Origin of the sequence: Bacillus marinisedimentorum (assembly GCF_001644195.2) — a bacterium.
Taxonomy (GTDB): Bacteria; Bacillota; Bacilli; order Bacillales; family Bacillaceae_O; genus Bacillus_BL; species Bacillus_BL marinisedimentorum.
This window is the reverse complement of record NZ_LWBL02000016.1, coordinates 63,167-75,822: the sequence shown is the minus strand read 5'-3', so window position 1 is coordinate 75,822 and position 12,656 is coordinate 63,167. Positions and strand designations below refer to the sequence as shown.

The window sequence follows — 12,656 nt, the reverse complement described above, 5'->3', positions numbered from 1 at the left end:
CGCCAAACGCTGCCCTGCTTCCGCTCCTGCTCACGCCCAGTCCTCTTCCTGCCAATTTCGGCAACTCACCAAACCAACCTCTAACCGAACCCACTCAATCCTTCATCAAAAACTTGCTGATCACATGATGCTGAATCTCGTTTGTCCCTTCATAAATCTGGGTGACCTTAGCGTCCCTGAACAGGCGCTCGACCGGGTATTCTTCCGTGTATCCGTAGCCGCCGAATACCTGGATCGCCTCGGTTGCTGCCTTCATCGCCGTGTTGGAGGCTGTCATTTTCGCCATGGACGCTGCCTTTCCAGTCGGCAGTCCTTCCGTCCGCAAATAGGCGGCATGATAGGTGAGCAGCCTGGCTGCTTCGACTTCTGTCGCCATATCGGCGATTTTGAAGGCGACACCCTGCTGCCTGCCGATCGGTTTTCCGAACTGTTGGCGTTCTTTCGCATATGCTACCGCATGTTCGAGTGCCGATTCCGCGATGCCGAGAGCCTGGGCGGCAATGCCGATGCGGCCGACGTCAAGGTTGCCCATTGCGATTTTAAAACCGTGGCCTTCTTCACCAAGGAGATTTTCAGCCGGCACCTTCATATCTTCAAAGGACAGCTGCAGTGTATTGGAGCCGTGCAGACCCATCTTCTTTTCCTTTTTGCCGATGACGAGGCCAGGAGTATCTTTTTCGACAATGAATGCTGAAATGCCGCGGCTTCCGGCATCCGGATCGGTTGAGGCAAATACGATGTACGTGTCCGCTTCCCCGCCGTTTGTAATGAACACTTTCGAACCGTTGATGACGTAATGGTCACCATTCCTGACCGCTTTCGTCTTCAGGCTGCCCGCATCAGAGCCTGCACTTGGCTCCGTGAGCGCAAAAGCGCCAAGATACTCACCGGAGGCAAGCTTCGGGATATATTTCTGTTTTTGTTCTTCATTGCCGAAATAAAGGATCGGATTGGTGCCGACCGATGTATGGACCGATAAGATGACACCGACAGTCGCGCTTACCTTTGATAATTCGTTAATCGCGATGATATAAGAGGTGAAGTCCATTTCAGAGCCGCCGTATTTTTCCGGAATCGGAATGCCCATCAAGCCGAGCTCGCCCATTTTTTTCACGATTTCCCGGGGGAATTCATCATGTTCCTCCATCCGTTCCACAAACGGGGCGATTTCCTTCTGAGCGAAATCACGGACCATTTTCCTCATCATTTCCTGTTCTTCTGTAAACCGCAAATCCATATATGACCCTCCTTTGAAGGGGGAAAGCGAATCAAGCTGCTTCCCCTGCTTTCGATCTATCTGTCTCTCAATTACTCATATTTGTAAAAACCGCGGCCGGACTTCTTGCCAAGCCAGCCGGCGTTGACATACTTGCGAAGAAGCGGGCACGGCCGGTATTTATCATCACCAAGGCCTTCGTGGAGTGTTTCCATAATGTACAGGCACGTATCAAGCCCGATAAAATCAGCAAGCGTAAGCGGCCCCATCGGGTGGTTCATGCCCAGCTTCATCACTTCGTCGATCGCTTCGACATCCGCAACGCCTTCATGCAGCGTATAGATCGCTTCGTTGATCATCGGCAAAAGGATGCGGTTTGAAACGAATCCTGGAAAATCATTGACTTCAACAGGAACTTTTCCGAGATCTTTCGACATTTGCTCGATCGTGTTGTACACTTCATCAGAAGTCGCCAGTCCGCGGATGACTTCGATCAGTTTCATGACCGGCACCGGGTTCATGAAGTGCATGCCGATGACCTGTTCCGGCCGATTTGTTGCCGCCGCAATTTCGGTGATCGGCAGTGAAGACGTGTTCGTTGCCAGAATTGCATGTTCCGGGGCAATTTCATCAAGCTGCTTGAAAATGTCCTTTTTCACATCCATGTTTTCAACTGCAGCTTCAATGACAAGATCAACACTCGAAGCATTGTTCAAGTCAGTGGATTGCGTGAGCCTGCTTAAAGTCCCTTCTTTGTCCTCTTCTGCCATCCGTCCTTTTTCGACCTGGCGGGACAGGTTTTTGTTGATTCCTGACATGCCGCGGTCGATGAAATCCTGTTTCAGGTCATGAAGAAAAACCTCGTATCCGCTCATTGCACATACCTGGGCAATGCCGGAACCCATCTGTCCCGCTCCGATTACCATCACTTTTTTAATGTCCATTCTGCTTCTCCCCTTTTTCAATATTCGCTTCAGCTGCTGGTATATGTTAAGGCTTTACTTCAATCATGACTGCGTCACCCTGGCCGCCGCCGCTGCAGATTGCTGCAATTCCGGTTCCGCCCCCGCGGCGTTTCAGTTCATAAGCAAGTGTCAGGATGATCCGCGCCCCGCTCGCTCCGATCGGATGTCCGAGTGCAACCGCCCCGCCGTTTACATTCACTTTCTCAGGATCGATTTTGGCGATTTTTCCGCTTGTCAGCGCAACGGCTGCAAATGCTTCGTTGATCTCGAACAGGTCGATGTCCTCAAGGTTTTTGCCTGTCTTTTCGAGCAGTTCGTTAATGACAAGCCCTGGCGTTTCCGGAAAACGGTTCGCTTCGACAGCAAGCGCTGTGTGGGCAAGGACAGTCGCCAGCGGCTTCCGGCCTTCTTTTTCCGCCCGTTCTTCAGACATGAGCACCATAGCTGCCGCTCCGTCGTTGACTCCCGGTGCATTTCCGGCGGTGATCGTTCCGTCACTCTGGAATACCGGCTTCAGCTTGCCGAGTTTTTCGACCGTTGTGTCGCGGCGCGGTGATTCATCTTGGCTGACCGTGACAGGGTTGCCCTTGCGCTGCGGCACTTCAACAGCAACAATTTCTTCGCCCATTCTGCCATCATCCATTGCCTTTGCGGCCCGCTCATGGCTCCTGAATGACCAGTTGTCCTGATCTTCACGGGAAATTTCATATTCAGCAGCAATTTCATTTCCATACGTACCCATGTGGACGCCCTGGAACGAGCATGTCAAACCGTCATGAACCATCAAGTCCTTCACTTTTCCGTCTCCCATGCGGAGTCCCCAGCGAGCTTTCGGCATGAAGTACGGTGCATTGCTCATCGACTCCATTCCACCCGCCACAATGACTTCCTCGTCACCGGCCCGGATGATCTGGTCACCGAGTGTCACGCTGCGCAAACCAGATGCGCACACTTTGTTGACCGTTTCCGTTTTGACATTCCACGGGATGCCGGCGTTGTGCGCCGCCTGGCGAGAAGGAATCTGGCCCTGGCCGCCCTGCAGCACCATGCCCATGATCACTTCGTTGACGTCTTCAGCCGCCACCCCTGCACGCGTAAGCGCTTCCTTAATGGCGATGCCGCCAAGTTCAACGGCCTGAAGGCTGCTCAGGCTCCCTCCGAATTTTCCGAATGGTGTTCTTGATCCATCGAGAATCACAGTTTTCCCCACATTCATTCCCCCTGTAAAAATAGTCATGGTAGAGATATTCAAAAGGGATGGATATCCCTTCGTAAACGTTTTCAAAATTGGTGCTGAAAATGGAACGCTTTCCGTTTCCAGCTGGCGGGCTTTGGGCTGGAAAATCCGACTGAACGCTCGCTCGGATTACTGCCAAACAAGGAGGTGTACACATATATGCACACCTTCCCTGTATATACCTATTCGATTACGCTCGCGTTTATCCTGCCATTAATGCACGATTTCTTCTTCGCCGCCTTTATTCGGCTTTCCGACAATCGACAATTCAAGCAGTTCTGCAATATCGAGTGTTTTCACTTCTTCATCCACTTCTTTCGCTTTTGTGCCGTCGCTCAGCATTGTCATGCAGTACGGGCACGCGCTTCCGATGACGGAAGGGTTTGTGTCCAGAGCCTGTTCGGTACGGGCGACATTGACCCGGTTCGACGTGGATTCTTCCATCCACATCAGGCCGCCGCCGGCACCGCAGCACATGCCTTCATCACGGTTGCGATCCATTTCGACAAGCTTGACGCCCGGAATGGCTTTCAAGATTTCACGCGGCGGATCGTACACTTCGTTGTAGCGGCCGAGATAACAGGAGTCATGGAAGGTGATCGTTTCATTCACTTCATATTTCGGCTTCAAGCGGCCCTCCTGAACAAGGTCATACAGCAGCTCGGAATGGTGATATACTTCGGCTTCAAACCCAAAATCAGGATACTCGTTTTTCAAAATATTATAAGCATGCGGGTCGGTGGTGACGATTTTCTTCACTTCATTTTTCTCAAATTCCTGGATATTCTTTTCAGCAAGCTCCTGGAACAGGAATTCGTTGCCGAGGCGGCGCGGAGTATCGCCGGAGTTCTTTTCCTTATTGCCGAGAATCGCGAATTTCACGCCGGCTTCATTCATCAATTTCACGAATGACTGGGCGATTTTTTGGCTGCGGTTATCGTAAGAACCCATCGCGCCTACCCAGAACAGGTATTCGAATTCTTCGCCGCTCTTCTTCATTTCTTTCACTGTCGGCACTTCAATATCATCACGGCTGTCGCGCCAGTTTTCGCGCTCTTTGCGGTTCAGACCCCACGGGTTGCCCTGGCGTTCGATATTCATCATTGCACGCTGTGCTTCAGGATCCATTTTCCCTTCAGTAAGAACAAGATAACGGCGCAAATCGATGATTTTGTCGACATGTTCATTCATGACCGGGCATTGGTCTTCACAGTTGCGGCACGTTGTGCATGCCCACAGTTCTTCTTCCGTGATGACATCGCCGATCAAGTTTGTGTTGTAAATGTCCTGCAGGCTCACTTCCGCTGCCGCGGCTGTTTCCTGCTGGCCCTGTGATGCCGACTGCATGGCAAGCTGGTTCCCTTTTGTATCATTGAAGGCGAACTGCGGCACCCAAGGTGATTGGGAAGTGACTGCAGCCCCTTTTTCAGTTAGGTGGTCGCGCAATTTAAGGATGATATCCATCGGCGACAGCATTTTGCCGGTGCCTGTTGCCGGGCACATATTTGTACAGCGCCCGCACTCAACGCATGCATAAAAGTCGATCATCTGCGTCTGCCTGAAGTCTTCAATCTTTCCGACCCCAAAGCTGACATCCTCTTCATCTTCCATATCTTCAAAATTGATTTTCTGCAGCTTGCCCGGCTTGCCGTCAGCACTCATATAGACATTGACCGGGGCTGCAATCAAGTGGGCGTGCTTGCCCTGCGGCACATAAACAAGGAAGGCGAGGAGCGTCACCAGGTGAAGCCACCAGGACACATAAAAAATCACAGCGGCTGCTGTCGGGCTCATCCACATGAAGAGCGCCGCAATTCCGGAGGCGACTGGTTCAGACCATTCAAGCCCATTGCCATGCCAGATGAATTCCATGCCGTTTCCAAGCAGGACGGTGATCATCAGCGTACCGATGAAATAGTATACAAGCCCGGCCTTCAAGCTCTGTTTCAGGCGGACAAGCTTTTCGATATAGCGGCGGTAAAACGCCCAGATGACTGCCACAAGAATGACGAGCGTGACGATTTCCTGGAAAAATGTAAATCCTGGATAAAGCGGACCGAGAGGCAGGTGCGAACCCGGCGCAAGCCCCTTCCAGATGAAATCAAGGGCGCCGAATTGGACGAGGATGAATCCGTAGAACATCATGACATGGATTGTTCCGCTTTTCTTGTCCTTCATCAGCTTTTTCTGGCCGAATACATAGATCCAGATGTTATTGAGGCGTTCTTTTACATTGCTTGTGAACTCTTCTTCTTTGCCAAGCTTTATATAGTCATACCTTGTTTTAAGTAAGTAGCCAAACAAATAAAGTGCGTAACCGGTTACAATTAAAGTTGCAACCCAGTTGATGACCAGCAGTGTATTCATGTTCTTCTATCCCCTTTCCTGACTGAAAAATAGCGCTGTTTAGGATGTCCAAACCCGGCGGGAAGCCATCCGCATTTCCCCCTGTTTTCCCGGCTGTTCCAGCTTTTTCGGCCGCATTTGAACGTCTTACACCCCTGACTAACTAAACGTTCGCCCTCCTTCTTTTTAAATCCTGCTTTTTTAAAACAATTAGTATTAAAGGCAATTTTCTGACTACAGTATAACATAAACAATAATGAATGAGTATTCAGTCAGTACATTTTATTTGCTTTTTTTTCGGAAAATGACACATTTTTTATAAGGGGTTTCGTACATACTAAACGGAAGAAAAGCGAGGTGGCACGATGAAAATAATCGTTTCAGCACTTTTTTTTATCATACTGATCGGCATCTGGCTCTTTATTGATTTCAAACTGGGCCGCAGGAGCCACCGGAAGGAAAAGGGACCGGACCCGCTTCCGTTCCGCTCGGGAAATGCCTTTCTTCTCTCTAAAGGGAATATGCTGTTTGAATCGCTGTTTCAGGATATAAAGGACGCACGCGATCATATTCACATCCTTTTTTATATTGTGCGGGAAGATGCGGTCAGCCAGGACTTTTTCCAGCTGCTGATGGAAAAAGCCGGAGAAGGGGTTGAAGTCCGGCTGCTTCTTGACCGGATCGGCTGCTGGAAAATGTCCCGGAAAACGCTGAAGAAGCTCCGCGAAAGCGGTGTTGAAATTGCTGCCAGCCAGAGGATGCAGCCTCCATTTCTTTTTTATTCGCTTAATCGCCGCAATCACCGCAAAATTGCGATCTTTGATGGAAAGACAGGATATCTCGGAGGCTTCAATATCGGAAAAGAATACCTGGGATTCGATCCGAAGCTCGGCCGGTGGCGTGATTTCCATTTGCGCCTTACCCAGGACGGCGTCCAGGACTTGCAGAGCCAATTCCTTGAAGATTGGGAAAAGGCGTCCGGGAAAAAGGCCGGAACTGCTGCCCGCTATTTTCCTCCTCTCGAAAAAGGACCGATCAAGCTGCAATTGGTCTCTACCGATGGGAACCTTCTCGAAGAAGCATTCTGCCGGCTCATCGACAGCGCAAAAAATGAAATCTTTATCGGCACCCCGTATTTCATTCCGGGAGATCAGCTGTTCACCAGCCTGCTGGAAGCTGCCGGCCGAGGCGTCAGGATCAATATCATGGTTCCATTGAAGGCTGACCACCCGCTTGTAAAAGAAGCGGCATTCCCTTACTTTCTCCCGCTGATTGAAGCGGGTTGCCGCATTCACCAGTTTTACCAGGGCTTCTACCATACAAAAGTGATGGTCATCGATGAAGAAATTTGTGATATCGGCACGGCGAATTTTGATAAAAGAAGCCTGTACTTGAACCAGGAAATGAATTGCTTCATTCATGACCCGGCATTCATCTCAAGGGTTCGGGCCGAAATCGTCGCCGATATGGAGCGCAGCGATTTGCTGACGATCGAACGCCTGCAAAGCCGCTCGCTTCTCCATAGAGGAAAAGAAATGACCGCGAGCTTGATCTCGGAGTTATTGTAACGTGAAAACATAATTGAAAAAGCTGCTGTGACGCAGCTTTTTTCTTATTTGTTCCAATCTCTTTCAAGAAAGGTGATCGATGTGCATATCCGGTTCGGCTACGTTTCCATTGCCCTGTCTCTCTGGGAATCATCCCCTTCAAGAACGATGACATTCAAGCGCTATCAGCAGCTGAGCAAGCACGACCGCTGCGAACAATTGAAAGCCCTCACACGCTCAAATCTCGAAAACACCAGACGGGCCCTCCATTTCAATATTGCTGCCGGCATCAAAGTTTACCGGCTTTCCTCCGCTATAGTGCCGCTTGCAACTCATCCTGATGTGAGATGGGATTATCTTGCCGATTTCAGCGGATTGTTCAAGGAAATCGGTGAACTCGTAAAAAGGAACGGCCTCAGGATCAGCTTCCATCCAGGCCAGTACACCCTGTTCACGGGCAAACGGCAGACCGTGACCGAAAATGCCGTAACCGACATGGTCCACCATTACAGGATGCTCGATGCGATGGGCATTGCCGGCGAATCTGTGATCAACATCCATATCGGCGGGGCCTATGGGGACAAGGAATCTGCCCTTGAAACGTTTTTATGAAAACATCCGCCTGCTGCCCCGCCGTGTCTTCAGGAGGATGACGCTGGAAAATGATGACAAAACATATACAACTGAAGAAACACTGGCCGTTTGCGAAAAACTTGGTATCCCGATGGTGTTCGACTACCATCACCATATGGCAAACAAAGGAGATATGCCGTACGAAGACCTGCTGCCGCGCATATTTGATACGTGGAACGGCACCGGCTTGAAGCCGAAAGTCCACCTGTCTTCACCGAAGTCGGACAAAAGCTTCCGCAGCCATCATGATGATGTAGATATTGATTTCATCCGCCCGTTTTTACAAAAGGCCCGGGCACTCGGCCGTGATATTGATGTCATGATCGAAGCGAAACAGAAGGACCTTGCATTGCTGAAACTGATGGATGAGATGGAGAAAATCCAAGGTTGGAAACGGATCAGCGGCGCTGAGTTTATTTTATGAACCATGTGTATACTTAACGAATTTGCATTAGTGCAGTGCCAGGCATTCTTTGGAGGTCATCCAGTGGGTCAATGCCTGGCACTGTGTTTACATGTTTATTTGGGTGCGGGAATGTTATGGGCTTTTATCTTGCTGGAAAGAAGTTGAATTAAAATAAGTGCCGGGCATGGAATGCCTGGCACTTTGTCGTTTAGTGTATGGTTTTTGGCCCGTTCAGTTCCTCCACAAAGCTTCGGATGATGTGGTTGAACTCCCTGTAGTGCTTGGTCGGGATCTGGTGCGGGGCTTTATTGATAAAAATCGGATCGGCATGGGGAACTTTTTTCATGAAAATGTCCATATATGAATGGATATAGACATCCCTTGCCCCGTATACGAGCTGGAGCGGCGCCTTCAGCTCATGGAGCCGGTCGGTGCAGCAATATTTTTTGCCGGTGTCATACAGCTGGTGAACCGTATTCTGGTCGGCCAGCAGGCAATATTCATACAGTTCATGCCTGTCCTCTTCCGTGATCCGATGGCTTAATGCAAGGATTTCAGCAAGGACATGCATGAGCCCTGCTTTCACCATCTTAATTCCACACGTGAATTCCATGCTCAAAAGGCTGGTGGACACTTCGGAAAAGCCGCCGCACAAAATCACTCCCTGGACACGGTCCGGATGGCGGAGCTCTGTTTCCATCGCAATCGAACCGCCGCTTGAATATCCGCACAACACCGCTTTTTCAATTTCCAGTTCATCCAGGACGTCAATCACGTTATCGGCAAGGCTCGTGATAGTGACTTGTTTTGCAGGCATCCTGCTCTGGCCGTGACCGAGCAGGTCATATAAAATCACCTGGCAGTATTTTTGCAATTCAAGTTGATATTTGAAAACCGCTTTTCCCATAAAAGGAGGATGGATGAATAGTACCGGCGTACCGCTGCCGTGCATTTCCACGTAGTGGCCGCTCGTTAAAATCATTTACTTTCCCAGGGCCTGAATCATCGGTGCAATCCACAGATACACCTTGAATCCAATATATATTCCGACAATCCCTGCTACACCTGCAATTGCGGGCGGGGCTGGGATCGGCAGTTTGAATAAAGCGAAGATGAAGCCTACGATCAGGCCTGTCAGCAGCGCAAGTAAGATTTCTTTCATAGCGGACTCTCCTTACTCTGGTTAGGGTTAATTGCCGGGAACATCCATCCACGAATGTCTACCGTTATTATGGAATAGTTCCCGTTAAAACATGTATGTGTTTTCCACTTGATTGGAAAAACGAAACGAGTTCATTTTCTGGCAACGTTTTCATTTTATATGGTAAGAGGTCAGACATCAAGCGTTTCATTTGATGATTTTTGACTAATTTATGGAGTTTGCTGAGGCCTTCCTTTTGTGGGTGAATGGGATTTGCGGATGACGGGGCGGGGATGGATGTTCGGTATTTGTGGCAGAAATCAGGTTGGTCGGGGAAGGCGGGCAACTTACTTTTGGTGCGGATTTGGTTTGCCTGGTAACGGGATTGCGCGGGAAATGGCCGGGTTTTGGCGGGAAACTTGCCCCGAACGGCGTGAAACATAGGACGTTCCGCGTGAAATGCACCCTGCGGCGTGAAATAAGGCTCTTTTGGCGCATAACTCCCGGACTTGCGCTTGAAAATTGGATCGGTTGGCGTGAAACAGAGCTTGAATGGCGTGAATGCTAAATGCTGATCTGGGCGGTAACGGCCACTGGTGTGAAAACACCATATTATAGCGTGAAACTTACCCGTTAGGGCGTGAATGTTATCTCAAACGGCGTGAATCGCCATCCAGGCCTGATCGGTATCCGAAGATTAACACTAAAACGAAGTGGCACAGCCACAAATACAGCGTTTTTCACCCGAAATCCTGCCCATCCATTTCTCTGCTCGGCAAGTTGCCATAAAAGAAGTGCCAGGCACCACTTCCTGGCATTAAGCTCGAATTTGATTTGTTCCGTAAAGGTTTGCCCCATAAAAGAAGTGCCAGGCATTATCTGGAGATCATCCAGTAGGTCAATGCCCGGCACTTTTGTTTGCACTTATTTTTGTTTACATTTTCTCAGGAGCCGCAACGCCGATCAAGGTCAGGGCGTTTTTCACAGTTTGCTGGACGGCTTTGACGAGTGCAAGGCGGGCCTTGCTCAGTTCCGGCTCATCCGGATTGACGACTTTTTCAGCATTGTAAAAGCTGTGGAGGGCTCCCGCAAGCTCAAAAACATAGTTGGCAATGCGGTGCGGGGTGCGCTTTTCGGCTGCTTCCGCGACCGCTTCCGGGAATTCACCGAGCTTTTTCAGAAGGTCGATTTCCTTTTCGGATTTCAGCAATGACAAATCAAGTTCGCCTTCATAGGAGATGCCGCGGTCTTCAGCCTGGCGAAGCACACTGCACAGGCGGGCGTGCGCATACTGGGAATAATAGACCGGGTTTTCGTTGGAAGTCGAAACGGCCAGGTCCATGTCAAAGTCAAGATGGGAATCGACGCTTCTCATGGCGAAGAAATAGCGCATGGCATCGATTCCGACCTCTTCCATCAATTCACGCAGCGTGACGGCTTTACCGGTACGCTTGCTCATTTTCACCTTTTCGCCGTTTTGGAAGAGGTTCACCATCTGGATGATTTCCACTTCAAGCGTATCGCGCCCGTAGCCGAGTGCCTGGATAGCCGCTTTCATGCGCGGAATGTAGCCGTGATGGTCGGCGCCCCAGATGTTGATGAGTGTCTCGAAGCCGCGGTTCAGTTTGTCTTTATGATAAGCGATATCCGGAAGCAGGTATGTATAGCTTCCGTCCTGCTTGATCAGGACGCGGTCTTTGTCATCACCGTATTTGGTGGAAGCGAACCAGGTTGCGCCGTCCTTTTCGTACAGTTCGCCTCTTTCCTTCAAAAAGGCAAGCGTTTCATCGATTTTCCCGGAAGTATATAAAGACGTTTCCGAGAACCAGACGTCGAATTCGACGCGGAATTGCTCAAGGTCTTTTCTCAGTTTTTCATTCTCATATTTCAAGCCGTATTCACGGAAAAATTCATAGCGTTCTTTCTCATCCGCGTTCACGAATTTATCGCCGTATTCTTCGGCAAGCGCCTTCCCGATATTGATGATATCCTCACCGTGATAGCCGTCTTCCGGCATCTTTTTTTCCTGGCCAAGCGCCTGGAAATAACGGGCCTCAACAGACAGGGCCAGATTATGGATCTGGTTGCCGGCATCATTGATATAATATTCACGGGAAACATCATAACCCGCTTTGGCAAGGATATTGGAAAGGGAATCGCCAATGGCGGCACCGCGGGCATGGCCCAGGTGCAGGTCGCCGGTCGGGTTGGCGGAAACGAACTCGATCTGGATTTTCTCACCCTTGCCGGTATCCGTTTCACCGTATGCATCACCCGCTTTTAAAATCGCCGGGATCAAGTCGGTCAAATAGGAATTATCCATATGGAAATTGATGAAGCCCGGGCCGGCAATTTCCACTTTATCGATAGATGCTTTCGACTTATCAAAGTTGCTGACAATGTCTTCTGCAATGGCACGGGGGGCTTTTTTGGCAATTCGTGCAAGCTGCATCGCCATATTTGTTGCAAAATCGCCATGCGCTTTTTCCTTCGGCGTTTCAAGAACAACCTCGGGAATTTCGGCTTCTTCAGCCAGCTTCGCCTTCAGGACAGCCTGCTTGATTTCTTCTTTCAAACGCTCTTTCACCTGTTCAACAACATTCATGACTGCGAACCCTCCTTGTTTTCCTGAAATGTGATGGTAAGGCGATGGATTCCGATCCTCTCACCCTGCATCGATAATTGATAGTAAAGCTTAAGCTTGCCTTCTGCCGGCTGCTCATGCCAGTTTGATTCAATATGATGGGTTTTTGTCATCATTTCCATCGGTCCGTACGGGCTGTTGTAATGCCCGGCCGTTTCTTCCCCCTGCCGGAACTGCTGCCGCATCGACACCGCACCCGAGCGGAGTATCGTCACTTCTTCATTTTTCATTTTGACGATTGTTTTGACCGAACCGGTCCCTTCCATTGTTTCTTCATACGTCAAATAGATGCCGCCGGCTTTTTCATGAAGATAGCCGTCGGATTCCATTGTGATTTTTTCGTCTTTCCGCTGCTGTTCCGTAATTTCCGTAACCAGTCTAACGGTAACCGGAACGGCGTTTGAAGCGTCCTTCATTGTATACACGTCCTTTACCGTCGTTAACTTTAATATTATAAAGATAATCAGCCCAAACCGCAATTGATTGCAGAAAATTCCCCGAAAAAACAGCAGTTGGCGGAT

The 12,656-nt window shown here is 49.8% G+C and carries 10 protein-coding genes and 1 pseudogene; 3 read left to right on the top strand and 8 right to left on the bottom strand.

What is annotated here, in order from left to right:
• Positions 1–94: 94 nt before the first annotated feature.
• From A4U59_RS05085 to A4U59_RS05070, 4 genes are all read right to left on the bottom strand, one after another.
• Entirely contained in the window at positions 95–1,237 is a 1,143-nt protein-coding gene (locus tag A4U59_RS05085) for an acyl-CoA dehydrogenase (RefSeq protein ID WP_066176079.1), read from the bottom strand.
• Positions 1,238–1,308: 71 nt separating this feature from the next.
• Positions 1,309–2,160 (bottom strand): 3-hydroxybutyryl-CoA dehydrogenase, encoded by an 852-nt coding sequence (locus A4U59_RS05080; protein WP_066176076.1) that lies wholly within the window; start codon positions 2,158–2,160, stop codon positions 1,309–1,311.
• A 46-nt stretch (positions 2,161–2,206) separates the two neighbouring features.
• A complete protein-coding gene (locus tag A4U59_RS05075) occupies positions 2,207–3,418 on the bottom strand; it encodes an acetyl-CoA C-acetyltransferase (RefSeq protein WP_211274901.1) in 1,212 nt (403 codons plus the stop codon).
• Positions 3,419–3,631: 213 nt separating this feature from the next.
• Positions 3,632–5,785, bottom strand: coding sequence for a heterodisulfide reductase-related iron-sulfur binding cluster (locus A4U59_RS05070; RefSeq protein WP_066176070.1), 2,154 nt, complete (start codon positions 5,783–5,785; stop codon positions 3,632–3,634).
• A 344-nt stretch (positions 5,786–6,129) separates the two neighbouring features.
• Here A4U59_RS05070 and cls point away from each other — a divergent pair, with 344 nt between their 5' ends.
• Together cls and uvsE are read left to right on the top strand one after the other, a co-directional pair.
• A complete protein-coding gene (gene cls / locus A4U59_RS05065; RefSeq protein ID WP_066176068.1) occupies positions 6,130–7,332 on the top strand; it encodes a cardiolipin synthase in 1,203 nt (400 codons plus the stop codon).
• Between the two features lie 81 nt (positions 7,333–7,413).
• Positions 7,414–8,368: pseudogene (gene uvsE, locus A4U59_RS05060) on the top strand (UV DNA damage repair endonuclease UvsE).
• 190 nt (positions 8,369–8,558) lie between these two features.
• On the opposite strand, the gene A4U59_RS05055 reads toward uvsE, so the two are convergent.
• Complete coding sequence (locus A4U59_RS05055) at positions 8,559–9,332, bottom strand: alpha/beta fold hydrolase (RefSeq protein ID WP_066176065.1); 774 nt, start codon at positions 9,330–9,332, stop codon at positions 8,559–8,561.
• A complete protein-coding gene (locus tag A4U59_RS05050; RefSeq protein ID WP_066176063.1) occupies positions 9,333–9,512 on the bottom strand; it encodes a XapX domain-containing protein in 180 nt (59 codons plus the stop codon). It lies immediately after the preceding gene.
• A 289-nt stretch (positions 9,513–9,801) separates the two neighbouring features.
• On the opposite strand from A4U59_RS05050, the gene A4U59_RS05045 reads away from it, so the two are divergent.
• Positions 9,802–10,059 carry a hypothetical protein gene (locus A4U59_RS05045; RefSeq protein WP_066176059.1) on the top strand — a complete coding sequence of 86 codons (258 nt, stop codon included), beginning with the start codon at positions 9,802–9,804 and terminating at the stop codon, positions 10,057–10,059.
• Between the two features lie 366 nt (positions 10,060–10,425).
• Here the strand turns inward: A4U59_RS05045 and argS are convergent, their stop codons facing one another.
• Complete coding sequence (gene argS, locus A4U59_RS05035) at positions 10,426–12,096, bottom strand: arginine--tRNA ligase (RefSeq protein WP_066176053.1); 1,671 nt, start codon at positions 12,094–12,096, stop codon at positions 10,426–10,428.
• The gene (locus tag A4U59_RS05030; RefSeq protein ID WP_066176049.1) at positions 12,093–12,551 is read right to left on the bottom strand and encodes a YwiB family protein; all 459 of its coding nucleotides are present in this window, start codon (positions 12,549–12,551) and stop codon (positions 12,093–12,095) included. The genes argS and A4U59_RS05030 overlap by 4 nt, the downstream gene beginning before the upstream one ends.
• Positions 12,552–12,656: the final 105 nt, after the last annotated feature.